This window comes from Micromonospora okii, assembly GCF_020884795.1.
In the GTDB taxonomy this organism is placed as follows: domain Bacteria; phylum Actinomycetota; class Actinomycetes; order Mycobacteriales; family Micromonosporaceae; genus Micromonospora; species Micromonospora okii.
This window is the reverse complement of sequence record NZ_BBZF01000012.1, coordinates 571,226-593,873: the sequence shown is the minus strand read 5'-3', so window position 1 is coordinate 593,873 and position 22,648 is coordinate 571,226. Positions and strand designations below refer to the sequence as shown.

At 76.4% G+C, this 22,648-nt stretch carries 22 protein-coding genes and 1 pseudogene; 13 read left to right on the top strand and 10 right to left on the bottom strand.

Features of this window, described 5'->3' with window-relative positions:
- Nucleotides 1-5 precede the first annotated feature (5 nt).
- From LPU43_RS02135 to LPU43_RS02120, 4 genes are read right to left on the bottom strand one after another with little or no spacing between them, the layout of a single operon-like run.
- On the bottom strand, nucleotides 6-818 hold the full coding sequence (locus LPU43_RS02135) for a D-sedoheptulose-7-phosphate isomerase (protein ID WP_306416106.1): 813 nt from the start codon (nucleotides 816-818) through the stop codon (nucleotides 6-8).
- The gene (locus LPU43_RS02130; protein WP_229398262.1) at nucleotides 818-2,035 is read right to left on the bottom strand and encodes a glycosyltransferase; all 1,218 of its coding nucleotides are present in this window, start codon (nucleotides 2,033-2,035) and stop codon (nucleotides 818-820) included. The genes LPU43_RS02135 and LPU43_RS02130 overlap by 1 nt, the downstream gene beginning before the upstream one ends.
- Nucleotides 2,020-2,994: a glycosyltransferase gene (locus tag LPU43_RS02125; RefSeq protein WP_229398261.1), complete on the bottom strand. Its 975-nt coding sequence runs from the start codon at nucleotides 2,992-2,994 to the stop codon at nucleotides 2,020-2,022. Before LPU43_RS02125 ends, LPU43_RS02130 begins: the two co-directional genes overlap by 16 nt.
- Complete coding sequence (locus tag LPU43_RS02120; RefSeq protein ID WP_373321631.1) at nucleotides 2,991-4,691, bottom strand: HAD-IIIA family hydrolase; 1,701 nt, start codon at nucleotides 4,689-4,691, stop codon at nucleotides 2,991-2,993. The genes LPU43_RS02125 and LPU43_RS02120 overlap by 4 nt, the downstream gene beginning before the upstream one ends.
- 204 nt (nucleotides 4,692-4,895) lie before the next feature.
- Between LPU43_RS02120 and LPU43_RS02115 the strand changes: the two genes are divergently transcribed.
- The 3 genes and pseudogenes from LPU43_RS02115 (at nucleotide 4,896) to LPU43_RS02105 (ending at nucleotide 7,354) form a co-directional block, all read left to right on the top strand.
- Nucleotides 4,896-5,330, top strand: coding sequence for an SRPBCC family protein (locus tag LPU43_RS02115; protein ID WP_308444908.1), 435 nt, complete (start codon nucleotides 4,896-4,898; stop codon nucleotides 5,328-5,330).
- 40 nt (nucleotides 5,331-5,370) lie between these two features.
- Nucleotides 5,371-6,371: pseudogene (locus LPU43_RS02110) on the top strand (SDR family oxidoreductase).
- Nucleotides 6,372-6,586: 215 nt separating this feature from the next.
- Nucleotides 6,587-7,354, top strand: coding sequence for a polyprenol monophosphomannose synthase (locus tag LPU43_RS02105; RefSeq protein ID WP_229398255.1), 768 nt, complete (start codon nucleotides 6,587-6,589; stop codon nucleotides 7,352-7,354).
- Nucleotides 7,355-7,415: 61 nt separating this feature from the next.
- On the opposite strand, the gene LPU43_RS02100 is transcribed toward LPU43_RS02105, so the two are convergent.
- Nucleotides 7,416-9,032 carry a phytoene desaturase family protein gene (locus LPU43_RS02100; protein WP_229398253.1) on the bottom strand — a complete coding sequence of 539 codons (1,617 nt, stop codon included), beginning with the start codon at nucleotides 9,030-9,032 and terminating at the stop codon, nucleotides 7,416-7,418.
- A gap of 72 nt (nucleotides 9,033-9,104) precedes the next feature.
- Between LPU43_RS02100 and LPU43_RS02095 the strand changes: the two genes are divergently transcribed.
- A complete protein-coding gene (locus LPU43_RS02095) occupies nucleotides 9,105-10,538 on the top strand; it encodes an aldehyde dehydrogenase family protein (protein ID WP_229398251.1) in 1,434 nt (477 codons plus the stop codon).
- A gap of 63 nt (nucleotides 10,539-10,601) precedes the next feature.
- Here LPU43_RS02095 and LPU43_RS02090 read toward each other — a convergent pair whose 3' ends face one another.
- Complete coding sequence (locus tag LPU43_RS02090) at nucleotides 10,602-11,009, bottom strand: ChaB family protein (RefSeq protein WP_229398249.1); 408 nt, start codon at nucleotides 11,007-11,009, stop codon at nucleotides 10,602-10,604.
- Nucleotides 11,010-11,630: 621 nt separating this feature from the next.
- Here LPU43_RS02090 and LPU43_RS02085 point away from each other — a divergent pair.
- The 5 genes from LPU43_RS02085 (at nucleotide 11,631) to LPU43_RS02065 (ending at nucleotide 14,411) form a co-directional block, all read left to right on the top strand.
- On the top strand, nucleotides 11,631-12,632 hold the full coding sequence (locus tag LPU43_RS02085) for a YihY/virulence factor BrkB family protein (RefSeq protein WP_229398247.1): 1,002 nt from the start codon (nucleotides 11,631-11,633) through the stop codon (nucleotides 12,630-12,632).
- 65 nt (nucleotides 12,633-12,697) lie between these two features.
- The gene (locus tag LPU43_RS02080; protein WP_229398245.1) at nucleotides 12,698-13,114 is read left to right on the top strand and encodes a DUF2795 domain-containing protein; all 417 of its coding nucleotides are present in this window, start codon (nucleotides 12,698-12,700) and stop codon (nucleotides 13,112-13,114) included.
- Nucleotides 13,115-13,169: 55 nt separating this feature from the next.
- A complete protein-coding gene (locus tag LPU43_RS02075) occupies nucleotides 13,170-13,631 on the top strand; it encodes an SRPBCC family protein (RefSeq protein WP_229398243.1) in 462 nt (153 codons plus the stop codon).
- 108 nt (nucleotides 13,632-13,739) lie between these two features.
- A complete protein-coding gene (locus LPU43_RS02070) occupies nucleotides 13,740-14,003 on the top strand; it encodes a hypothetical protein (RefSeq protein ID WP_229398241.1) in 264 nt (87 codons plus the stop codon).
- Between the two features lie 195 nt (nucleotides 14,004-14,198).
- Complete coding sequence (locus LPU43_RS02065; RefSeq protein ID WP_229398239.1) at nucleotides 14,199-14,411, top strand: hypothetical protein; 213 nt, start codon at nucleotides 14,199-14,201, stop codon at nucleotides 14,409-14,411.
- Nucleotides 14,412-14,430: 19 nt separating this feature from the next.
- On the opposite strand, the gene LPU43_RS02060 is transcribed toward LPU43_RS02065, so the two are convergent.
- Nucleotides 14,431-14,877: a hypothetical protein gene (locus LPU43_RS02060; RefSeq protein WP_229398237.1), complete on the bottom strand. Its 447-nt coding sequence runs from the start codon at nucleotides 14,875-14,877 to the stop codon at nucleotides 14,431-14,433.
- A 165-nt stretch (nucleotides 14,878-15,042) separates the two neighbouring features.
- On the opposite strand from LPU43_RS02060, the gene LPU43_RS02055 reads away from it, so the two are divergent.
- Complete coding sequence (locus LPU43_RS02055; protein WP_229398235.1) at nucleotides 15,043-15,417, top strand: DUF6401 family natural product biosynthesis protein; 375 nt, start codon at nucleotides 15,043-15,045, stop codon at nucleotides 15,415-15,417.
- Between the two features lie 129 nt (nucleotides 15,418-15,546).
- On the opposite strand, the gene LPU43_RS02050 is transcribed toward LPU43_RS02055, so the two are convergent.
- On the bottom strand, nucleotides 15,547-16,431 hold the full coding sequence (locus LPU43_RS02050) for a mechanosensitive ion channel family protein (RefSeq protein WP_229398234.1): 885 nt from the start codon (nucleotides 16,429-16,431) through the stop codon (nucleotides 15,547-15,549).
- 212 nt (nucleotides 16,432-16,643) lie between these two features.
- On the opposite strand from LPU43_RS02050, the gene LPU43_RS02045 reads away from it, so the two are divergent.
- From LPU43_RS02045 to LPU43_RS02035, 3 genes are all read left to right on the top strand, one after another.
- On the top strand, nucleotides 16,644-18,797 hold the full coding sequence (locus tag LPU43_RS02045; protein WP_229398232.1) for an ATP-binding SpoIIE family protein phosphatase: 2,154 nt from the start codon (nucleotides 16,644-16,646) through the stop codon (nucleotides 18,795-18,797).
- A gap of 9 nt (nucleotides 18,798-18,806) precedes the next feature.
- A complete protein-coding gene (locus tag LPU43_RS02040; protein ID WP_229398229.1) occupies nucleotides 18,807-19,484 on the top strand; it encodes an HAD family hydrolase in 678 nt (225 codons plus the stop codon).
- Nucleotides 19,485-19,699: 215 nt separating this feature from the next.
- Nucleotides 19,700-20,977 (top strand): cation:proton antiporter domain-containing protein, encoded by a 1,278-nt coding sequence (locus tag LPU43_RS02035; RefSeq protein ID WP_229398227.1) that lies wholly within the window; start codon nucleotides 19,700-19,702, stop codon nucleotides 20,975-20,977.
- Nucleotides 20,978-20,995: 18 nt separating this feature from the next.
- On the opposite strand, the gene LPU43_RS02030 is transcribed toward LPU43_RS02035, so the two are convergent.
- Together LPU43_RS02030 and LPU43_RS02025 are read right to left on the bottom strand one after the other, a co-directional pair.
- A complete protein-coding gene (locus tag LPU43_RS02030; RefSeq protein WP_229398225.1) occupies nucleotides 20,996-21,958 on the bottom strand; it encodes an NAD(P)/FAD-dependent oxidoreductase in 963 nt (320 codons plus the stop codon).
- Nucleotides 21,959-22,038: 80 nt separating this feature from the next.
- Entirely contained in the window at nucleotides 22,039-22,539 is a 501-nt protein-coding gene (locus LPU43_RS02025) for a metallophosphoesterase family protein (RefSeq protein ID WP_229398222.1), read from the bottom strand.
- Between the last annotated feature and the right edge of the window lie 109 nt (nucleotides 22,540-22,648).

Here is a 22,648-nt window from a genome sequence, read left to right as displayed (position 1 = left end):
CTCCCTCATCCCGTCCCGGGGTCTCGGGCCACCCCGTCGTCCAGCACCACCTCGACCCCCGCGTGCACCGGCCGGCCACCGGCTGGCCCCGACCCGGGGTCGGCCGGGGCCCGCGCCGGCCGGCCCGCCGCCGCCAGCGCGGCGGGCAGCACCCGGTCGACGTACTCGCAGAGCACATGGGTGGAGACCAGGTGCAGCTCCTGGACCACCTGGCTGTGGGGGGAGGCGATGGTGAGGGCCTCGTGGCAGGCGTCGGCGAGGGGGTTCGGGTCGGGGCCGGTGAAGGCCCAGCAGCGCAGGCCAACGTCGCGCCCGGCGGAGGCGGCGGCGAGGAGGTTCGCGCTGGCGCCACTGGTGGACATGAGCAGGAGGATGTCGTCGGCGCGGCCGTGGGCGCGGACCTGCCGGGCGAAGACCTCGTCGTAGCCGTAGTCGTTGCCGATGGCGGTCAGGGCGCTGGTCTCGGCGTGCAGGGCGATGGCGGAGAGCGGCTCGCGGTCGTCGCGGAGCTTGCCGACGAGTTCGGCGGTGAGGTGCTGGGCCTCGGCGGCGCTGCCGCCGTTGCCGGCCACCAGCAGTCGGCCGCCGGCCGCCAGGCGGTGCGCCAGCTCCCCGCCCCAGCGGGCCAGCAGCTCCTCGCAACCCCGGTACGGCACCAGCGCCGCCGCCAGGTCGGCCAGGTGCGCGTCCAGCACCGACGGCGCGACGGCAGGAGCGCCGGTGGCAGGAGCGCCTACGGCACGGGAGTCGGCCGCGCTGGGGTCGGCCGCGCGGGAGCCGGTGGCGCGGGAGCCGGTGGCGCGGGGGGCGGCGGCCATCAGGCGACCACCCGGGTGGGTCGGCGCACCGCCGCCACCTCGCCGTACACCTCGGCCAGCCGGTCGGCCGCCGTCGCCCAGGAGTAGCTGCTCCGGGCCCGGTCGCGGGCCGCCGTCGCGTACGCGAACCGGCGGATGCGGTCGTCGAGCAGCCGGTGGACCGCGACGCCGAGCGCCCGGGGGGACCGGGCCGGGACCAGGTCGCCGGTCACCCCGTCGCGGACGGTGTCGATGAGCCCGCCGACGGCCGTGCCGACCACGGGCACCCCGCAGGCCATCGCCTCCAGCGGGGTGAGGCCGAACGGCTCGTACCAGGGGGCGGCGACCAGCACGTCGGCGGAGCGGTACCAGCGGCCCATCTCCTCGCGGGGCACCGCCCCGACGAGGGTCACCCGGTCGGCGACCCCGCACGAGCGGGCCAGGGCCCGCAGCCGGCGGGCGTGCGGGTCGGTCTCCAGCAGCCCCTCGGGCGGGCCGCCGACCACCACGCACTCGGCGTCGGGGACCAGCGGCATCGCCCGGATCACGTCCTGGAACCCCTTGCGCTCCACCAGCCGGCCGACGGTCAGCACGCGGGCGCGGCCGGGCGTCCGCTCGGCGGCCGGGCCCAGCGGCGCGAACGTGGCCAGGTTGACCCCGGACGGCACCACGGTGATCCGCGACCGGGGCACCCCGAGGCGGACCAGCTCGCCGACCTCGTCCCGGCACTGGGCGATCACCCGGTCCACGCCACGCCCCAGCTCCCGCTCGTGGTCGATCCGGCCGGCGGGGCTGGTGTCCTGGGCGCCCTGGTGGCGGCGCTTCACCGTGCCGAGGGCGTGGTACGTCTGCACCACCGGCACCCCGGTCCGCCGGCCGGCGGCCAGCGCCGCCAGGCCGCTCATCCAGAAGTGCGCGTGGACCACCTCGGGCGTCCACTCCCCGCCGCGCCACCGCTGCGCCAGCCACCGGCCGAACGCCGGCATGTGCGGCAGCAACGCGTCCTTGGCCACCGGCTCGGCGGGGCCGGCCGGCACGTGCACCACGTCGTAGCCGCCGGGGCCGCGCACCGTGGGCGGCAGGTCCACCGCGTCCCGGCGGGTGTAGACCCGCACGTCGTGGCCGGCGGCGGAAAGCGCGGCGGAGAGCTCCGCGACGTGCGTGTTCTGGCCGCCGGCGTCCTCGCCGCCGAGCACGGCGAGCGGGCTGGCGTGCTCCGAGATCATCGCGATGCGCATACTTCCTCCTCCAGCAGCCGGTCCCAGTCGGCGAGGAAACGCTCCAGGCCGTAGCGGTCCCGGGCGGCCGTGCGGGCCGCCGCGCCCGCCCGGGCGGCGGCGTCCCGGTCGTCGAGGAACCGGCGGGCGGCCTCCAGCAGGTCGTCGACCCGGGTGGAGAGCGCCCCGGCCGAGGGCGGCACCGCCGCCACCGCCTCGGTGGCGGCGAGCGCGACGACGGGCATGCCCAGGGTCATCGCCTCGACGAGGCTGAGCCCCAGGGAGGTCCACCGGCACAGGTGCAGGTACGCCCGCCGCCGGGCCAGCTCGGCGTGCATCCGGTCCTGCGGCACGTCGTCGTGGACGGCGATCCGGTCGGCGGGCAGCCCCAGCCGCTCGGCGAGCCCGGACACCCCCATGCCGAAGACGTCCAGCGGGGCCAGCTCAGCGAAGCGGGGCAGCAGGTCGGTGCCGGTGACCCGCCAGCGGCGGACCGGCTCGTTGACGACGACGGCGAGCCGGTCCAGCTCGCCGGTCCAGCCGACGGCCGGGGGCACGACGCCGTGCTCGACGACGGCGGTGCGGGTGACGCCGCTGTCCCAGAACAGCGCGTTGAAGTGCGTGACGTGCACCAGCAGCAGGTCGTCGCGGTCGGCCATCGGGTGGCGGGTGTTCGGCACGTCGCCCTTGGGGGTGTTGTGCTCCACGTAGACCGCCGGCACGTCCCGGCCGACCCGCCGGCCCAGCCAGTCGCAGGCCAGGTCGAACTCCTCGGGGCGCTGGAGGATCACCGCGTCGACGTCGGCGTGGCGCAGCTCGGCGGGGGCGACCTCGACGGCGTCGTCGGGCCACGGGTAGGTGCGGGCCCGGCCGAGGCCGTAGGGGCCCCGGTCGGGGGTGACCGGCACCAGGTAGCGGTGCTTGCCGTGGACGAACGACGTGGTCCACGAACCGTGGACGTGCCACACGAGGACGTTCATCGGCCGCTCCCGCCGGCGGTCGTCGCGGCCCGGGTGGTCCGGCCGGCGGTCCCGCCCCGCGCCCCGCCGCCGGGCACGCCGAGGATGCGTAGCGCGTCGAGGGCCGCGTCGGGGTCCAGCCGGCTGAGGCAGGGGTGGCCGGGGACGGGGCAGGTGGCGGCGCGGGTGTCGCGGCAGGGCGCGTCGGCGTCGCCGAGGCGGACGGTGGGCACCCGGTACGGCCCCCACTGCCCGAAGGGGACGGTGGGGGCGAAGAGGCTGACCACCGGCACGCCGAGGGCGGCGGCGAGGTGGGCGGGGCCGGTGTTGCCGGCCACGAGGGCGGCGGCGCCGGCGAGGACGCCGGCCAGCCCGGCGAGGTCGGTGCGCCCGCCGAGGTCGGTGGCGCGCCCGGCGGCGGCGACGCGGGCGGTCAGCTCCCGTTCGCCGGGCGCGCCGGTGACCACCACCCGGTGCCCCGCCCCGGTGAGCGCGCCGGCGATCCGGGCGGCCAGCTCGGGCGGGCAGGCCCGGGCCGAGGACGCCGAGCCGGGGTGGAGCACCACGTACCCGGGGCGGTCGAGGCCCGGCGGCGGCCCCGGCACCGCGTCGGGCCGCAGGCGCAGCCGGGGCTCGTCGCCGGCGGGCAGGGCGTAGCCGGCGGCGGCGGCCAGGGAGAGGGCGCGCTCCGGCTCCGGCACCCCCACCGGCACCCGGTGCCGCACGTCCAGCAGGCTGCCCGGGTAGTCGTCGCTGATCGCGGCGACGCGGGGCACGCCGGCCAGGCGCAGCAGCAGGGCCAGGGGCAGCGGCGACTGGTGGAAGCTGGTGAAGAGCACGGCCTCGTCGGCCCCCACCGCCGCCAGCCGCTCCACCAGCGCGCGGGTGCGCGCCGGGTCGACCGGGCGGGGGCGCGGGTCGATCCACTCCAGGGGCCACTCCACGACCTCGTCGACGCCGGGTAGCAGGTCCGCCGCCGCCCGGCCGCGCGGCCCGCACAGCAGCACCACCCGCCCGGCGTGCGCCGCCACGGCCCGGATGCCCGGCCCGGTCACCAGCACGTCGCCGGCCGAGTCCGACCGCGCCACCAGCACCGTCCCGCCCGTACGCGGCGCGGCCGGGGTCAGCGCGCGCTGCCGGCGCAGGATCTCCTCCGCCGCCGCGCCCAGCGTCGGCGCGACGTGCGGGGCGGCGGCGACCTCCTCCGGCCGGGTCACCGGCGTGGGCACCAGCACCCCGGTCGCCCCCGCCGCCAGGGCCGCCGTCATGTCCCGCCCGATGTCGCCCACCACCGCGCACCGCTGCGGCGTGGTGCCCAGGTCGGCGGCGGCGGCGCGGACCAGGCCCGGGGCCGGCTTGCGGCACCCGCAGCCGGCGTCGTCGTCGTGCGGGCAGACCCGCCACGTGTCGAACGGGCCGAGCAGCTCCTCGACCCGGGCGTGCACCCGGGCCAGTTGCGCGGCCGTGAAGTATCCCCGGGCCAGGCCCGACTGGTTCGTCACCACGCCCAGCCGCAGCCCGGCCGCCCGCAGCCGGTCCAGCGCCTCCCGCGCCCCCGGCAACGGCCGCACCTTCTCCGGGTCCCCGTTGTACGGCACGTCCTCGACCAGCGTCCCGTCGCGGTCCAGCAGCACCGCGTCGAACGGGACAGGCCCGCGGGCGCCCGGGTCGCCCCGGGCTGACCCGCGCCGCTGCGGCTCCCTCTGGTCCCGTCGCACGGGCGGCGCGTTCCCTGCGCCCCGGGGAGTAAACGTCGCCGCCCCGGCGCCGGGCCGCCGCGCCGACCCGGCCGGCGAGGGGCCCCGACGGCGTGGCGGAGCGCGCGTGTCCGCGGTGCGGCGATACCCGCCGCCGCGGAGAAGCTAACCCGCGCGGGTCGTTAGCCCGGACGCCCGCCAGGGTACGGGGGCGATGTGGCGATTGTGGAGAAAGTGATCGAGGCGGACCCGCAGCAGGTCTTCGACGTGCTGGCCGACGGGTGGACGTACAGCGACTGGGTGGTGGGCACGGTGCACGTGCGCGACGTCGACGAGGCGTGGCCCCGCGTCGGCGCGCAACTGCACCACAAGGCCGGGCCGTGGCCGTTCTCGCTCCAGGACAGCTCCACGGTGCTGCTCTGCGAGCCGCCGCACCGGCTGGTGATCCGGGCCGGGCTGTGGCCGGCGGGCGAGGCGATCGTGTCCTTCAGCCTGGAGCCGGTCGGGACCGGCTCGACCCGCGTGCGCCTCGGCGAGGACTTCGCCGCCGGGCCGCTGCGCTGGGTCCGCAACAAGGTCAACGACCTGGTGCTGCACCAGCGCAACAAGGAGACGCTGCGCCGGCTCGCCGACATCGCCAAGCGGAAGGTGGAACGGTGAGGCGGCGCGGCGGTCGGGCGGCGCCACGGAGGGCGGGGCGATGACGCAGACGGTGATGATCACCGGGGCCAGCGCGGGCGTCGGGCGGGCGGTGGCCCGCGCGTACGCCGAGCGGGGCGCCCGGCTCGGGCTGCTCGCCCGGGGCGCGGCCGGGCTGGCCGCCGCCGAGCGGGAGTGCCGGGAGCGGGGCGCGGCCGACGTGCGGACGTACCGGGTGGACGTGGCCGACGCCGGCGCGGTGCAGCAGGCCGCCGACGACCTGGCGCACCACGCGGGCGGGCTGGACGTCTGGGTCAACGACGCGATGGTGTCGGTCTTCGCCCCGGTCTGGGAGATCACCGCCGCCGAGTTCCGGCGGGTCACCGAGGTCAACTACCTCGGCACCGTGCACGGCACGCTCGCCGCGCTGCACCACATGCGCCCGCGCGGGCGCGGGCGATCGTGCAGGTCGGCTCGGCGCTGGCCTACCGGGGCATTCCGTTGCAGTCGGCGTACTGCGCGAGCAAGCACGCCGTCCAGGGCTTCAACGACTCGCTGCGCGCGGAGCTGCTGCGCGACGACCCGGGGGTGGCGCTGTCGATGGTGCAGCTCCCGGCCGTCAACACGCCGCAGTTCTCCTGGGTGCGGACCCGCCTGCCCCGGCACCCGCAGCCCGTGCCGCCGATCTTCGCGCCGGAGGTCGCGGCGCGGGCGATCCTCTGGGCCGCCGACCACGGCCCGCGCGAGCTGAACGTCGGCGGGCCGACCTGGCGGGCCCGGCTCGGCAACGTCCTCCTCCCCGGTCTGCTGGACCGCATGCTGGCCCGCGACGGCTACGACAGCCAGCAGACCGGCACGCCGATCGACCCGTCGGCCTGGCGGGACAACGTGGACCGACCGAGGGACGACGAGACCGACCACGGGGCCGAGGGGGTCTTCACCGACCGGGCCCGATCCCGGTCGGCGGCCCTCTGGGTGAGCGCCCACAAGCCGGCCCTGTCGGCGGCCGGCCTGCTCACCGTCGCCCTCGCCGCCACCGGCCTGGCCCGCCGTCTCCGCTGAGGCCGCGCCCGTCCCCTCCCCCGCCGCGCCCGGCTTCGTACCACTGCTCGCCCGGTTGTCGTCCCACTGCTCGCCCGGCTTCCGTCCCACCGCTCGCCCGGTTTTCGTCCCGCTGCACGGCCCGTCACGCGTGCGGGACGGGGAGCCATTACGACATGGAACGGGCAAGTGGCTACCCTCTCAGTGAACGTGTCCGCAGACCGAGGGTGTCCGTCATGATCAAACCCGTGGAGTTGCCCGCCCCCTGGCGGGACGCACGCCTGACCGTCGTGGTTCCCACCTACAACGAGGCGGGGAACCTCCCGGTCCTGGTCGAACGGCTCCTCGCCCTGCCGCTGCCGGGCCTGCGGGTGCTGGTCGCCGACGACAACTCCCCCGACGGGACGGGCGAGGTGGCCGACAAGCTGGCCATCGAGCACCCCGACCGGATCACGGTGCTGCACCGGGCCGGCAAGGAGGGGCTGGGCCGGGCGTACGTCGACGGCATCAGCCGCGCCCTCGACGACGGCGCGGAGTACGTGGCGCAGATGGACGCCGACCTGTCCCACCCGCCGGAGGCGCTGCCCGGGATGCTCGGCGCGCTGCTCTCCACCCAGGCGGGCGTGGTCATCGGCTCCCGCTACGTGCCGGGCGGCCAGCTCGACGAGGCGTGGCCGCTCTACCGCCGCGCGCTCAGCGGCTGGGCCAACCTGTACGTGCACACCCTGCTGCGGGTGCGCATCCGGGACCTGACGGCCGGCTTCAAGATCTGGCGGGCCGACGCGCTGCGCGACATCGGGCTGGAGCGGGTGCAGTCGAACGGGTACAGCTTCCAGGTGGAGATGCACTACCTGGCCACGAAGCTGGGGCACACCATCCTGGAGGTGCCGATCCGCTTCGAGGAGCGCCGCGAGGGCGCGTCGAAGATGACCACCGCCACCAAGATCGAGAGCGCGCTGATGCCGTTCAAGCTGCGCACCCGGCACCGCAACATCGAGCGCTGACCCGGGGCGACCGGCCGCCCGACCGCGAGCGGCCGGCGGCGCCCCGCCCCCGGCCCGCCGGTCAGCGGTAGATCGCCCGGTGGGCCGCGCCGACGACACCCGCGTAGAGGCCGCCGGTGACGGCCCGGTCGCGGGCCAGCGCCGCCCGCGCCGCGTTCGCGCCGGGCGCGCCGTGCACCCCGCCGCCGGGATGGGCCGAGGCGCTGGCCAGGTAGAGCCGGTCCACGGGGGTGTCCGCGCGGCCCAGGCCGGGGATCGGCCGCAGGAAGAGCTGCTGGTACGCCGCGGCGGTACCGCCGCCCAGCGCCCCGCCGACCAGGCTCGGGTCGCCCCGCTCCAGGTCGGCCGGGCCGGCGACGTGCCGGCCGACGACGCGGGCGCGGAAGCCGGGAGCGGCGGCCTCCAACACCTCCTCCATCCGCTCGACGTGCGCGGCCACGTCCTCGGCCCGCCAGTCACGGCGGAACGGCAGGTGGGTGTACGCCCACAGCGACTCCGTGCCGGGCGGCGAGTGGCTGGAGTCGGCGACGCTCATCTGCCCGAGCAGCAGGAACGGGTCCTTCGGGATCTCGCCCCGGGCCAGCTCGGCGGCGTACGTGGTCAGGCCGTCCAGGTCCGCGCCGAGGTGCACGGTGCCGGCGCCGGCCACCGCCGGGTTGGCCCACGGCACCGGCCCGGACAGCGCCCAGTCGACCTTCAGCGTGGAGCCGTCCCAACGGAAGTGGGCCAGGTCCTCGACGAGGCGGGGCGGCAGCGCGGCCGGGCCGACGAGGTCCAGGTAGAGCGCGGGGGCCGGGACGTCGGCCAGCACCGCCCGGCGGGCCCGCCACGCCGCGCCGCCGACGGTGCGCACGCCCATCGCCCGGCCCCGGGCGGTGAGCACCCGGTCGACCCGCGCGCCGTAGACGATCCGGCCGCCCCGCTCGGTGAGCCGGTCGACCAGCGCGTCGGTGATCCGCTGCGCCCCGCCCACCGGCACCGGCCAGCCGACCTGCTGGCCGAGCATGGCCAGCAGCCAGCCGTACACGCCGGAGCCGGCCTCCTCCGGCGCGAGGTCGGTGTGCAGGGCGCAGCCGGCCAGCAGCAGCGTGGCGCCCTCGCCGTCGAACAGCTCGGCGCCGAGCTTGCGCACCGGCACGACGAGGCGGCGGGCCAGCCGCAGCGCCCCGCCGACCCGCAGCCGGCGCAGCAGGCCGAGCCCGCCGCGCACCGGCGGGAAGGGCGTGGTGATGGTCTCCAGCATCGGGCCGGACACGTCCCGCCAGTCGGCGTAGGCGTGCCGCCAGCGCTCGTCGTCGCCCGGCGCGAACGTCGCCATCGAGGCGGCCGTGACGTCGAGATCGCGGTTGAGCACGGCGGCCCGCCCGTCGGGCAGCAGGTGGGCCAGCACGTCGGGGGCGTGGGTCCAGCTCAGGCCGTGCCGCTCGAGGCCGAGGTCGACCAGGACCGGCGAGGCGTACCCGAGGGGGTAGAAGGAGCTGTAGAGGTCGCTGAGGTAGCCGGGGGCGGTCACCTCGGCGGAGCGCACCGCCCCGCCGGGCGCGCCGGTGGCCTCCAGCACCAGGACGTCCCAGCCGGCGTCGGCCAGCAGGTTGGCGGCGACGAGGCCGTTGTGGCCCGCGCCGACGACGACGGCGTCGGCGCTCTCCGCGCCGCTGGGGGTGCCGGTGGCGATCATCCGATCCGCCTACCCGGCCCCTGACGGGGCGAAACGCGTTTGCCCCGCCGGGGCCGGGGGATGCACCGCCGCATGTACACGGTTGCGCAGCTCATCGGTGGCGTGTGGGGGGCGGGCGGCCAGGGCGGGGAGCTGGTCGTGCGCGACCCGGCCGACGGGTCACCGGTCAGCACGGTGCCGGTGGCGACGGCCGACGAGGTCGGCAAGGCGGTGGAGGCCGCGCGGGGCGTGGCGGACGGGTGGGCGGCGACGGCCCCGGCAGAGCGGGCCGCCGCGCTGCACCGGGCCGCGGACGCGGTCGAGGCCGTGGCGGAGGAGCTGGCGGCGGCGGTGACCGCCGAGATGGGCAAGCCTCTCGCGGACGCCCGCGGCGGCGTCGAGGCGGGCATCGGCACCCTGCGACAGTACGCCGAGCTGGCCCCGGTGCGCGGCGGACGCACCCTGCTCGGGGGCGGCCACACCATCGACTTCATGACGCCGCAGCCGCGCGGCGTGGTCGCCGCGATCACCCCGTGGAACGATCCGGTGGCGATCTCCTGCGGGCTGCTCGGCGCGGCCCTGGTGACCGGCAACGTGGTGCTGCACAAGCCGAGCGAGCGGGCCCCGGCGACCGGGTGGCTGCTGGCGCGGGCGCTCGACGGCGCGCTGCCGGCCGGGGTGCTGTCGCTGCTCACCGGCGGCGGCGAGGTCGGCGCGGCGCTGGCCGCGAGCGACGTGGACGTGGTGGCCCACGTCGGCTCCAGCGCCACCGGCCGGGCCGTCGCCGCGGCGGCGGCCCGCAGCGGGGCGAAGGCGCTGCTGGAGAACGGCGGCAGCGATCCCCTCGTGGTCGACGCCGACGTCGACCCGGTCTGGGCGGCCGGGCAGGCGGCGCTGGGGGCGTTCGCCAACGCGGGGCAGATCTGCGTGGCGGTGGAGCGGATCTACGCGCACCGGGACGTCGCCGAGGACTTCGCCGACGCCCTGGTGGGGCGGGCCGAGGCGCTGCGGGTCGGCGCGGGACGGGACCCGGCCACGGAGCTGGGGCCGCTGGTCGACCGGCGGCACCGCGACCACGTCCACGGGCAGGTGACGGCGGCGGTGGCGGAGGGGGCGCGGCTGCGCACCGGGGGCACGCTGCCGGACAGTCCGGGGGCGTTCTACCCGGCGACGGTGGTCACCGACTGCCGGCACGAGATGGCCCTCGTACGCCAGGAGACGTTCGGGCCGGTCGCCCCGGTGGTCGTGGTCGACTCGTTCAGCGAGGCGCTGCGGTGCGCCGCCGACTCGCCGTACGGGCTGGCCGCCACGGTGCTCACCGGCTCGATGAGCCACGCCCAGCGCGCCTGCCGGGAACTGCCCGTCGGCACCGTCAAGGTCAACGCGGTCTTCGGCGGCGCACCGGGCGGCGCGGCCCACCCGCGCCGGGGCAGCGGCCAGGGCTACGGGTACGGCCCGGAACTGCTGGACGAGTTCACCGCCACGAAGGTCGTACACATCGAGGCCCCGGGCGGCGGCCACTGGTAGGGGTGCGCGTGGCACGGAGAGGGGTACGGCCGCGTCGAGCGCCGCCGTACCCCCTCTCGGTCCTCACCGTCGCTCGTCGCGCGCCTTGCGGGTGCTGCGGTCGTTGGCCTTCTCGATGGCCTTGACCAGTTCGGGCTTCGTCATCCTGGACCGGCCGCGAACGTCGAGCTTGCGGGCCACCCCCATCAGGTGCTCCTTGGTGGCGTTGGCGTCCACGCCGCCGGCCGTGGGCGCCCGCCGCTCCGGCCCGCCGCCGGCCGCCTGCCGGTCGCTGGGGCCCTTGCGGCCCTTCGGCTCCCAGTGGTCGCCCACCTTCTCGAACTCGTGCTTCACGGCGGCGAAGGCGGTGCGGTGCGCCCGCTCCCCCTCGCCGTACGTCTCCACCGCCGAGTCGTGCGTCTTCTCCCACGTGCGCTGCGCCTTGTCCGGGGAACGCCGCAGCGTGCTGGGCAGTACCTCGCGCCCGGGCATGTGACTCCTCCTCCGCGTCGGTTCCTCTACCCATCACGGTTCCCCCGCCCCACCCCCCGAAACCGCCCCCTCCCACCCTCACCCCCGGCCCGTCCCGCCCCACCTCCACCAGGCGGCCCACCGGCTCCACCCGTTGCGCCCGCCCTACCGGGCGCGCCCGGGCGCGCCCGCGCGTCCGGCTTGCGGCGGTCGAGGTGACGCGGCGGCCGGGAGCGGGCCCGGTGGGGTTCGCTCGGCCCCTTTGGAGCTGATGTCGTGGACGGATCGTGTCCCACGGCGGCGTGGGCGAACTGTGCGGACGACTGCGCGGACGACTGTGCCCCGATGTCACGGACGACTCAGCTCCAAAGGAGCCGAGAAGGTGACTGGCCGGGCGATCGGGGTCCCGGCAGGGGGCTGATCAAAAAAGGTAACGGGCAACGGGAGCGCCAGCCGGGACGCGACCGGCGGGATCGGCGGTCTGCGCCTGAGCGGCAGCCGCCGCCGGCCCGGGCAGCGTGCCCAGCCCGTGAGGCGGGGCGGGGCGGGGCCGGTGGGGTTTGTCGATTTTCGGGGGCGGGTACCGGCGGGCGGCGAGCGTCGGGTGGCCGGGCACCCGGGGCGCGGGCGCAGGGAGCGGGCATGGCGGCGACGACGGAAGCGGGCAGTGCGCCGACCGGCCGGCCGGCGCGGCTACCCCGGCGGGTTCGCCAGTTGAGCTGGCGCACCTGGCGCGGGGTGCTGGTGCGCAGCGGGCGGAACTTCGTCGAGGACAACTGCTCGGACTGGGCCGCCGCGCTCACCTACTACGGGGTGCTCGCGCTCTTCCCGTCCACGATCGTGGTGGTCGCCCTGGTCGGGCTGGTCTCCGACGGGGAGCGCACGGTGGACACCGTGATCGACCTGGCCCGGGAGGTCGGCGCCGGGGCGGTGGTCGGCAACGACGCCTTCGTGGGCGTGGTCCGGGGTGTGGTGGAGCAGCAGAGCGGGGCGAAGGTGCTGCTCAGTTTCGGTCTGCTCGGCGCGCTCTGGTCCGCCTCCGGTTTCATCGGGGCGTTCACCCGGGCCTCGAACGCGATCTACGGGGTGCGGGAGGGGCGGCCGGTGTGGAAGCTGCGCCCGTTGCAGATCGGCCTGGCCGCCGTGACGCTGGTGCTGCTCGCGGTGGTGGCCACCGGGCTGATCGTCAGCGGCCCGGTCACCGACGCCGTGGGCGACCTGGTCAACGCGGGCGGGCTGGCCCGGACGGTGTGGAGCGTCGCGAAGTGGCCGGTGCTGGCGCTGGTGATGATGGTGCTGCTGTCGCTGCTGTTCTGGATCGCCCCGAACGTGCGCCAGCCCCGGTTCCGCTGGCTCACCCCGGGCGGGGCGGTGGCCCTGTTCGCCTGGGCGCTCGTGTCGTTCGGCTTCGGCCTGTACGTGGCGAACTTCGGCTCGTACGACGTCACGTACGGCAGCCTCGGGGCGGTGATCGCGTTCCTGGTCTGGCTCTACCTGTCCAACTCGGCGCTGATGCTCGGCGTGCAGATCAACGCGGAGTTGCAGCGCGGACGGGCGATCCAGGCGGGCGACCCGGACCCGAGCGAGCCGGTGCTGCCGCCCCGGGCCCCGGCCGACGGTGAGCCCGAGCCTGCCGTTTCGTGACCGCTTGCGGCTTTTCTGGCCCCTCCTTCGGTTTACCGGCGGCCCCGCCGGGTAGCGCAGAAGGCATGGAACGTGGCAGCAGCAAGCACAGCCCGAGGGTCGACGAGCAGATGAGCCAGGAGGTCAGCGGCCTGGTCCAGGGCCCCGGCACCGGCGGCTCGCGCGTCGACGAGTTCCGGCAGCCCGAGCCCGCGGGCGAGGACCAGCCGGAGGCGACCACGGCGCCGGCGGGCGAGCTGCGCACCGGGGCCCCGAAGGGCATGAGCTCCACCGACGTGGCCGAGCGCAGCCGGCTCGGGCGCTACATCACGATGACGGCCCTGCCGGGCGACCGGGAGACGCTGGTCGCCAACGCGCGCGACAACGACGCGCCGGACGACATCGTCGCCGCCCTGGAGGGCCTGCCGCCGGGCACCCGTTACCAGACGGTTTCCGAGGTGTGGGCCGCGCTCGGGAACAAGAACGAGACGACGCGCTGGTGACCCGGATCGGCCCACGATCCGGACCCCGCACCGGCGCACTGAGGAGGATTTGCTGATGAGCGGCGTTACCGAGCACGTCGACGTGGACGTCCCGATCCGCACCGCGTACGACCAGTGGACCCAGTTCGAGGAGTTCCCGCACTTCATGGAGGGGGTGCAGGAGGTCCGGCAGCTCACCGACACGATGACCCACTGGACGGTGGAGATCGCCGGGGTGAAGCGGGAGTTCGACGCCGCGATCACCGAGCAGCTTCCGGACGAGCGGGTGGCGTGGCGGTCCACCGGTGGCACCCAGCAGTCCGGCGTGGTGACGTTCCACCGCCTCGACGAGGCCAAGACCCGGGTCACCCTCCAGTTGGAGTTCGAGCCGCACGGCGTGGTGGAGCAGGCCGGCGACAAGCTGGGCGTCGTCGACCGCCGCGCCAAGGGCGACCTGGAGCGGTTCAAGCAGTTCATCGAGCGGCGCGGTCAGGAGACCGGCGCCTGGCGGGGCAAGGTCGACCGCCCGCAGCCCTGATCCCCCCGGGCACCCGCACGATCCATCCGATGGCCGCCGGACCCCGGCGGCCATCGTCGCGTCCGTGCCGGCCGTTTGCGATCACGGGCCCCGGGTACCGCGACAGGCATGACGGACAACGACAGCCACGTGTGGCGTGACGAGGAACGGGTCCCCCTGCACGAACTGGACCGGGCGATCGCCCGCTCGACGCTCGACGGGCAGGCCGACGACGTGACCGGCAACGACGCGGGCGAGGAGGCCGAGTTCGGGCACGGCCCGGAGGCGGTGGACCGGGGCGCGGCACCCGCCGGGCGGGAGCGCGAGCGCACCGACGCCGATCGGGCGTACCGGCCGTCGACCACGGGACGGACCGGCCCGGACTCGATGTGAGAGCCCTCCCCGCCCCGCCGCCGCCGGCGGGCGCCACCGAGCGCCCGCCGGTGGCGGCGCTAACAGCGGAGCGCCCTGCCCGCTTCCCCCGAACCGGCGAGATGTCCGGTACGTAAGGTTGGTAAAGCGGTCAGGTCATCCAGAATCGGCCGATCGGGTGACGGCGATCGGGCGACATCGCGCAAGACTTTCGGAATGCAACAGGGCTCCGGGTTCCTCACCGTTCGTCAGCGCCGCCTCGCCTGGCTCGGCTTCCTGCTCGCCGCCGTCCAGGCTCCGGTCTCGGCCAGGTTCGCCGCCGACGACTCGTGGCTGTTCGCCGTCTGCGTCGCCCTGATGGTCGCCACGGTGATCATCGCCGACGACGCCAGTCGCCGCCGCCCGGCGGGCGCTCCCTCCTCCGACTAGCGGCCCGGGGGCCGGCCGGTCAGCTCCCGCTCGCCGGCAGCGCCTCGTGCCCCGGGCGGCCCCGGGTACGCCGCCGCTCCTTCATCTCCGCCTCGTACAGGTGTCGGCGGCCGTCGGCCAGCTCGTCGCGGGCCTGCCGGTCCAGGTCGCGGAAGAGGGCGTAGTAGCCGTCGTCGAAGTCCTCGACGATCTGGAACGTCCACCGGCCGGCGATGACGTTGCGGCCGACCAGGTCGGTGGCGATCCGGTCGGCGACGGCGTCGTGACCCGCCGCGCGGAACTTCTCCACCGCGTCGTCCAGCATCAGGTCGGCGTGGCCGACGAGCTGGTGCAGCGAGTAGAGGTGCCCGCGCACCCGCTCGACGGTCTCCAGCGCCTCGCTGAGCTTGCCCAGCGCCTCGACGGTGGCGTCGCTCACCCCGGCCGGGCGGCGGTGCCGCTCGTCGGGCCCGTCCTGCTGTCCCATGTGTTCCTCCACGGTGCCGGCCGCGCCGGTGTCGACCTCGTTCCCCTTCTGCCCCGTCGCGGCCGGGTCAATCCTGTCGGCCGGGGTCAGGCGATGGGTGGGGGATTCGTAACCGACCGAGCGGGCGAGGTCGCGACGGTTACCGGGCCGTTAACCTCGGTCCTCATGCGTGTGCCGTCGAACCGGGCGCCGAGCCGCTCCGCCGTGGACTCCGCCAGCTCCGCCCTCGCCGTGCTGACCGTCTCGCTCGGCACGGCCGGGCTCTCCGCCGCCGCGGCCCGCCCCGGGCTGCTCGCGGAGGTCGACCAGCACGCCGCCGCCGTACGGGACAGCCTCGGCGGGGACCGCCGGCCGCTGACGGCGTCGGCGCTCGCCGGGTACGCCGAGGGCGTCCGGGACGCGGCGCGCGAGCACGGTTGGCAGCCGCCCGCCCGCTCGGCGGACTGGTCGGAGCCGGACTGGCTGCTCACCCGCCTGCTCGCGGTCTGCGCGCTGGCCCGTTCCCTGGACACCCGCCCGGGTCCGCTGCCCACGCCGTAGGGCCCCGGCCCGCGTCCGTCCGTGCGACGCAGCCGACCCCGACCCGCGTCGGCGCGCCCGTGACACCCTGGCCCGCGTCCGCGCGACGGAGGGGGCCCGCGCGGGCCCCCTCCGTCGCCTGCCGTCCCGTCAGCTACCCGGGCGACCGAACTGCTGGGTCTCGTCCCCCGGCGCGTTGCCGGAGCGGTACGTGCCCTGCCCGCCCCGGGCGCCGGACATCGACTCCTGGGTCATCGGCCTGGGCCCGGTGCGCTCGGCGCCGGCCCGGTCGGCCATCTGCCGATCCACGTCGCCCCGCCCGGTGGCCTGGGCCTGGCGGTGCTCCCGCAGCGCGCGGGACTCCTCGGCGGCCCGGCTCAGCCAGCCCTCCCAGCGGTTCTGCATCGGCCGCACCAGGCCGCCGCCGACGCCGATGATCAGGATGCCGGCCACCGTGGCGAGCACCGCGATCAGCACCGGCGTGGTCACCGTGGTGGCGATACCCACCTGGTTCAGCGCGGCGATCACGCCGAGCGCCAGGATGAAGATCGCCGTCACGTCGGCCAGCACCCGGCCGTACGACAGCCCGCCCAGGAAGCCGGTGACCAGGTCGCGCACCGCGTTGGCGATGGCAGCGGCCACGACGACGATGACGATCGCGACGAACGCCCGGGGCAGCCAGGCGACCACGCCCCGGATCAGGTCGCTGATCGCGTTCGGCCCCCACACCCCGAAGGCGAACTGCAGGGTGAACAGCAGGACGGCGTAGTAGGCCAGCTTCGCCAGGATGTCGCTGGCGTCGTACTTGGTGCGTTCCAGCGCACGTCGGATCCCGCCCCGTTCGACCGCGCGGTCGAACCCCACCCGTTCCAGTACCGTGTCCACGATCTTGAGGACCGCTCGGGCGACGAGCCACCCCACCACGAGGATCGCGACGAACGCGATCGCCCTCGGGATGAAGAGCAGCACCGACCTCCACATATCGGTCAGGGCATCACCGATGTCGACCTGCCCGACCGCGAGGGTTCTCTGCATGGTGTCCCTCCTGTCGCATGGACTTCGGCGCGCGCATACCCGTCCCGTCCGGCGGCACGCCGCGCGACCCGTACCGAATTTCCCGACATCTCCTCCCAGAGGGGCGCTGGCCTGCACGGATGGACAGCGGCCCCACCCGGTCGCGGGGTCCGCGTCGCCGCCCGGCCCGACGGCCGGGCCGGGCGCGGACCCGTTCCGGTTAGGCTGCGGACATGCCAGGCACGGTCGGGCGAGTCCCCACGCCAGCAACGCCCGCCGCGACGGCGGCGACCGCCGACGCGGCGGGCGTCGTCCTCGGCCACCCCTGGGCCGCCACGCCGCTCGGTCCGCCCCAGCAGTGGGACCCGGCGGTGCGCGGGGTGGTCGACCTCGTCCTCGCCTCGCCCGTGCCGATGATGCTCGCCTACGGCGACGACCTGCTGATGCTCTACAACGACGGGTACGCGGCGCTGATCGGCGACCGGCACCCGGGCGCGGTCGGGCGGCCGGCCGCCGAGGTGTTCGCCGACGTCTGGGGCGAGCCGGGCGTCGGCGACGTGGTCACCCGCGCCTACCGGCGGGGCGAGTCGTTCCTGGAGAAGGAGGTCGTCCTCCCCTTCGACCGGGCCCGGCCGGGTGCCCGCGAGCAGGCCGTGTTCACCCGGGGGCACTCCCCGGTGCGCGACAGCGCGGGGCGGGTCGTCGGGGTGCTCACCGTCGCCGCCGAGACCAGCCACGTCACCGAGCAGTTACAGAGCCTCAGCGACGTCGCCGCCGCCCTCGCCGGCACGCTCACCCTCGACGACGTCGCCCGCGTCGCCCTGCGCTACCTGCTCACCGCGTTCGACGCCGACCGGGTCACCTTCGGCGTGGACGACGGCGCCGGCTGGCGCACGGTCCGGCGGGTGCGCGGCGAGTTGCTCGACGAGGCCGACGAGCGGCTGCCCCCGCTGTGGCGCCGCTCCCCCGCCGACTCCCCCGGCCCGCTGATCGTCGCCGCGCGCACCGGGGTGCCCCAGTTCGTCGGCGACGGGCAGCCGCTGCGGGACATCGCCGTCGACCGGCACGACCAGAAGGTACGGGCGCTCGCGGCCCAGCCGTTGCGGACCTCGGCCCTGCGCGGCGGCCTGACCGTCGGCTACCACGCGGCGCGCCCCTGGTCGGCCGCCGAGCGGGCCCTGCTGGCCGCCTCGGCCGAGCTGATCGGCCAGGCCGCCGAGCGGGCCCGCCGCTTCGAGACCCAGCACGGCACCGCCCAACTGCTGCAACGCAGCATGTTGCCGGAGCACCTGCCGGACCTGCCCCGGCTGCGGATCGCCGCCCGCTACGACCCCGGCGTCGACGGCAACGCGGCCGGCGGCGACTTCTACGACGCGTTCCTGCTGCCCACCGGGGAGCTGGGCGTCGTCCTCGGCGACGTGGCGGGGCACGACGTGCAGGCCGCGGCCCGGATGGGGCAGGTCCGGGCGGCGCTGCGCGCGCTGGCGCTCGCCGACCCCCGGCCGGACGCGGTGCTCGCCGGGCTGGACCGCCTCGTGGCCAGCCTCGGCACCGAGACCGGCAGCCAGGAGCTCTTCGTGACCGTGGTCTTCGGCGTCGTCGACGCCCACCGGGAGCGGCTCACGCTGGCCAGCGCCGGGCATCCCGCGCCGCTGGTGCGGCGTGCGGGGGCCGACGGAGAGCCCGTCGCGGCGTACCTGGACGTGCCGCCCGGCGCGCCGCTCGGGCTCGGCTGCACCCCGCGCACCACCACCGTCCCGTTCGCGCCCGGGGACACGCTGCTGCTGTTCAGCGACGGGGTGATCGAGCGGCGGCGGCGCAGCCTCGCCGCCGGGCTGGACGACCTGGCCGTGGCCGTGGCCGGCGCGGCCAGCGGCGACCCCCGGGCGCTGTGCGCGGTGGCGACCGCCGCCGTCGCGGGAGCCACGGAGGACGACGTCGCGGTGCTGGCGGTAGAGCACGCGCTGATCCCCAGCCGCTCGGCGAGCATGGAGGTGCCGGCGGAGCCCACCGCGCCGAGCCGGGTGCGGCACTGGATGACCGCCCAGCTCACCGACTGGCAGGTGCCGGAGGGTGTGGTCGGCGCCGCCGTGCTCTGCACCAGCGAGCTGACCACGAACGCGCTGCTGCACGCCGGCACCGCCGCCCGGGTCGAGATCGACCTCAGCCCGGAGCGGCTGCTGGTGTCGGTGGCCGACTCCGGCACCCGGGGCACCGTGACCCGGGCCCGCACCGACACGTTGAGCAGCCGGGGCCGGGGGCTCGGCCTGATCGAGCAGCTCAGCGACGCGTGGGGCACCGACCCGACGGTGCGCGGCTCGACGGTGTGGTTCGAGATCCTCATTCCGGCCGAGCCGCCACGCGTCGGCACGCCGCCGGCCGGGTAGGAGGGGCGCATGGCCACCGACAATCCTCGCGGCGTCCTCCTCGACGTCGACGGCACCCTGGTCGACACCACCTACCTGCACACGGTGAGCTGGTGGGAGGCGCTGCGGCAGCACGACCGGCCGGTGCCGATGGCGACCATCCACCGCTCGATCGGCATGGGCGCCGACAAGCTCCTCGACCACCTGCTCGGCCCCGAACGGGACCGCGGCGCCGACGGCAAGCTGCGCGAGGCCCACAGCACCCTCTACGGCGAGTACTGGGAGCGGCTGACCCCGCTGCCCCGCGCCGCCGACCTGCTGCGCGCCTGCGCCGACCGGGGCCTGCGGGTCGTGCTCGCCACCTCGGCCGCCGAGCACGAGGTCGGGGCGCTGCGCCGGGCGCTGGCAGCCGACGACGTGATCGAGGCGGTCACCTGCGCGGCGGACGCGGAGGAGACCAAGCCCGCGCCCGACATCCTGGTCGCCGCGCTGGAGCAGGCGGGTTTGGAGGCGTCCCGGGTGGTCTTCGTCGGCGACTCGGTCTGGGACGTCGCCGCCGCCGGCAAGCTGGACATCCCCTGCGTGGGCCTGACCTGCGGCGGCACCAGCCGGGGCGAGCTGGCCGGCGCGGGCGCGGTCGCCGTCTACGACGACCCGGCCGACCTGCTGAAGTCCCTGTCCACCTCGCCGATCGCCAGGCTGGGCTGACGGTCGCCACGGCGGCCGGTCCCTGACCCAACCCGGGTCGGGACCACGCGGCCCCTGCAGGGGCCGGTTCGTACGCACGGCAGGGGCGCTCGGCGACACCGCCGCCGGATGCGGCACGGGATCGCTTTGGGACAGCGCGCATACGGCGGTCGTTCACTGGGCAAGGTCCGTCACCGCCTGCCCGCGCCGCGCGGGCCGGGCGGAAGGGTGATGCCGTGGAGCCGGTAGACGTCGCGTTCGCGGTGGTGGGGCTGGGCGCCCTGCTCGCCGGGATCCTCCCCCGGGTGCTGGAGCACCGGCCCCTGTCCATGCCGATCGCGTTCCTCGGCCTGGGCGTGCTGGTGTTCCTGCTGCCGACCGGCCTGCCCAAGCCGGACCCGCTGCGCTACCCCGAGATCGCCACGCACCTCACCGAGATCGGCGTGATCGTCGCGCTGATGGGCGCGGGCCTGAAGATCGACCGGCCGCTGAGCTGGGCTAAGTGGTCGTCGACCTGGCGGCTGCTGGCGATCGCGATGCCGGTGTGCATCGCGGCGGTGGCGCTGCTCGGCTGGTGGTGGGCGGGGCTGGTGCCGGCCGCCGCGCTGCTGCTCGGCGCGGCGCTCGCCCCGACCGACCCGGTGCTCGCCTCCGACGTGCAGGTCGGCGAGCCGACCGACGCGGAGGACTCCGAGGACGAGGTGCGCTTCGCGCTGACCTCGGAGGCGGGGCTCAACGACGGTTTGGCCTTCCCCTTCGTGTACGCGGCCATCGCGATCGCCACCACGGGCCTCGCCCCGGGCGGGTGGTTCGCCGACTGGTTCACGGTCGACGTGCTCTACAAGCTGGCCGCCGGCGTGGGCGGCGGGCTGCTGGTCGGGTGGCTGCTCGGCAAGCTGTTCTTCCGCGCCCCGAGCCGGCTGCGGCTGGCCCGGCACGCCGAGGGCTTCCTGGCCCTGGCCGCCACGTTCCTGGCGTACGGGCTGGTCGAGGTGATCGGCGGCTACGGCTTCCTGGCCGTGTTCGTGGCGGCGCGGGCGATCCGGTCGGCCGAGCGCACCAACGAGTTCCACTCGGTGCTGCACGACTTCGCCGAGCAGGTCGAGCGGCTGCTCACCGTACTGCTGCTGCTGCTCTTCGGCGGCGCGGTGGTCGGCGGCCTGCTCGCCCCGCTGACCTGGCCGGCGGCGCTGGTCGGGCTGGCGCTGCTGTTCGTGGTCCGGCCGCTGGTCGGCTGGGTGTCGCTGCGCGGCGCGCCGGGGCGGCGCGCCGAGCACTGGGTTATCTCGCTGTTCGGCATCCGGGGGGTCGGCTCGTTCTACTACCTGGCGTACGCCACGACGAAGGCCGACTTCCCGCAGGCCGACCTGGTCTGGGCGACGGTCGGGCTGGTGGTGGTCGTCTCGGTGGTGGTGCACGGGGTGGCCGCCACGCCGGTGATGCAGTTGCTCGACCGGGAGGGCGAGCGCAGCCAGGACCCCTCCGAGCGGGAGGCGGCCACGGCGAGCGCCTGACCGGGCGGCCGGCGCCGGTCAGGGGCGCAGGCGGGCGGCCAGGTCGCGGCCCAGGTCGCGGCCGGAGCGCCAGGCGGTCTGCACGCGGGGCGCGCCGAAGGCGTCGCCGGCCAGCCCGATCCCGTCGGCGTCGAGGTGGTAGGTGGCGTCGCCGGCGGGGGCGGCCGGCATGGCGTACGTCCAGCGGTGCACGTGCACGTGCGCGGCGCGCTCGGGCAGGGCGAGCAGGTCGCGCACGGCCTGCTCCACGGCCGGGGCCGCGCCGGTGGGCTGGGCGAGGTGGCCGGCGGCGAACCCGGGCGTGGTGTGCGCGACGAGCACCGGCGCGCCGTCGCCGCGCCGGTCGCCGTCGTCGCAGACCAGGCGCAGCAACGGGTGGTCGTTGACGAACGCCCCCCGGAAGGCGGGCCAGGAGCGGGCCGGGAAGCGCAGCACCCCGCTCAGCGTCGACGACCAGCGCTGCGCGGCGACGGCGGCGGTGGCCGCCGCGAGCGCCGGGTCCAGCAGCAGCGCCGCCTGGGGCCCGGGCAGGGCGAGCGCCACGGCGGCGCAGCGCTCCCCGTCGACGTGCGGGCCGGGCTCGACGCCGAGCACCAGCCGGTCGACCGCCACGGGCAGGTCGGCGGCCAGGTGCTCGACCAGCGAGCGCAGCCCGCGCGGGGCGGCCCAGCGCACCGGGCCGGGGGCCTCGCGCCGGCCGTCGGCCGAGTACGCCACGAAGGTGTCGGTCCACTCCCGGGCCAGCCCGGCGGCCTCCCAGCCGCGTACCACCCGGGCGAAGTCCGGGTCGCTGACGGTGAAGTACGCCGCCCCGAGGTCGGCGGGGCGGCCGTCGAACCGCTTGCTGGCCATCCGGCCGCCCGCCACCCGGGCCCGCTCGTAGATCCGCACGGGGACGCCCGCGCGGGCCAGCTCCGCGCCGCACGCCACTCCGGCGATGCCCGCCCCGACCACCACGACCCGTGCCCGGTCCGCTCCCATCGGGTGATGGTAGGCCCCGCCCGGCTCCGACCCGTCCCGCCGCGCGCGCCGGGGACCGCCGGGCCGGTGAGCCGGGCGGCTCAGCGGCGGGGCAGGCGGGGCGGCTCGACCCGGTCGAGCCGCCCCGCCGCCACCTGCGCGGTGACGTAGGTCGCGTACGGTTCGCGCCGCCGGTCGGTGGGCGAGCCGGGGTTGAGCAGGCGCGGCCCGCCCGGGGCGACGGTGTCCCACGGGATGTGGGAGTGGCCGAAGACGAGCAGGTCGACGTCGCCGTACGCGGCGGCGCAGCGCTCCTCGCGGCGGGCGCGCGGGCCGGTCTCGTGCACCACGGCGACCCGCAGCCCGTCGAGCTCCACCCGAGCCACCTCGGGCAGCCGGGCCCGCAGCTCCGGCCCGTCGTTGTTGCCGTACACGCCGACGAGGCGGCGCGCGCGGGCCTCGACGGCGTCGAGCAGCGCCACGTCGACCCAGTCGCCCGCGTGCAGCACGACGTCGGCGGCGTCGATCGCCGCCCAGAGCTGTTCCGGCAGGTCGCGGGCCCGCTTCGGCACGTGGGTGTCGGCCGTGACGACGAGGCGCATACCGCCATTCTGGTGGGCCGGGGGCCGCCGCGCCGGGCGGGGCGGGCGAGGCGGGGTCTTCACACGGGCGCAATGGGCGCGTACCTTGACGGAAACATCCGCGTGGGAG

Excerpts from the sequence above, each read along its gene's own strand:
- LPU43_RS02135 (WP_306416106.1), bottom strand. The coding sequence starts at position 818 with ATGGCCGCCGCCCCCCGCGCCACCGGCTCCCGCGCCACCGGCTCCCGC.
- LPU43_RS02130 (WP_229398262.1), bottom strand. The coding sequence starts at position 2,035 with ATGCGCATCGCGATGATCTCGGAGCACGCCAGCCCGCTCGCCGTGCTC.
- LPU43_RS02125 (WP_229398261.1), bottom strand. The coding sequence starts at position 2,994 with ATGAACGTCCTCGTGTGGCACGTCCACGGTTCGTGGACCACGTCGTTC.
- LPU43_RS02105 (WP_229398255.1), top strand. The coding sequence starts at position 6,587 with ATGATCAAACCCGTGGAGTTGCCCGCCCCCTGGCGGGACGCACGCCTG.
- LPU43_RS02100 (WP_229398253.1), bottom strand. The coding sequence starts at position 9,032 with ATGATCGCCACCGGCACCCCCAGCGGCGCGGAGAGCGCCGACGCCGTC.
- LPU43_RS02095 (WP_229398251.1), top strand. The coding sequence starts at position 9,105 with ATGTACACGGTTGCGCAGCTCATCGGTGGCGTGTGGGGGGCGGGCGGC.
- LPU43_RS02090 (WP_229398249.1), bottom strand. The coding sequence starts at position 11,009 with ATGCCCGGGCGCGAGGTACTGCCCAGCACGCTGCGGCGTTCCCCGGAC.
- LPU43_RS02085 (WP_229398247.1), top strand. The coding sequence starts at position 11,631 with ATGGCGGCGACGACGGAAGCGGGCAGTGCGCCGACCGGCCGGCCGGCG.
- LPU43_RS02080 (WP_229398245.1), top strand. The coding sequence starts at position 12,698 with ATGGAACGTGGCAGCAGCAAGCACAGCCCGAGGGTCGACGAGCAGATG.
- LPU43_RS02075 (WP_229398243.1), top strand. The coding sequence starts at position 13,170 with ATGAGCGGCGTTACCGAGCACGTCGACGTGGACGTCCCGATCCGCACC.
- LPU43_RS02070 (WP_229398241.1), top strand. The coding sequence starts at position 13,740 with ATGACGGACAACGACAGCCACGTGTGGCGTGACGAGGAACGGGTCCCC.
- LPU43_RS02065 (WP_229398239.1), top strand. The coding sequence starts at position 14,199 with ATGCAACAGGGCTCCGGGTTCCTCACCGTTCGTCAGCGCCGCCTCGCC.
- LPU43_RS02060 (WP_229398237.1), bottom strand. The coding sequence starts at position 14,877 with ATGGGACAGCAGGACGGGCCCGACGAGCGGCACCGCCGCCCGGCCGGG.
- LPU43_RS02055 (WP_229398235.1), top strand. The coding sequence starts at position 15,043 with ATGCGTGTGCCGTCGAACCGGGCGCCGAGCCGCTCCGCCGTGGACTCC.
- LPU43_RS02050 (WP_229398234.1), bottom strand. The coding sequence starts at position 16,431 with ATGCAGAGAACCCTCGCGGTCGGGCAGGTCGACATCGGTGATGCCCTG.
- LPU43_RS02045 (WP_229398232.1), top strand. The coding sequence starts at position 16,644 with ATGCCAGGCACGGTCGGGCGAGTCCCCACGCCAGCAACGCCCGCCGCG.
- LPU43_RS02040 (WP_229398229.1), top strand. The coding sequence starts at position 18,807 with ATGGCCACCGACAATCCTCGCGGCGTCCTCCTCGACGTCGACGGCACC.
- LPU43_RS02030 (WP_229398225.1), bottom strand. The coding sequence starts at position 21,958 with ATGGGAGCGGACCGGGCACGGGTCGTGGTGGTCGGGGCGGGCATCGCC.
- LPU43_RS02025 (WP_229398222.1), bottom strand. The coding sequence starts at position 22,539 with ATGCGCCTCGTCGTCACGGCCGACACCCACGTGCCGAAGCGGGCCCGC.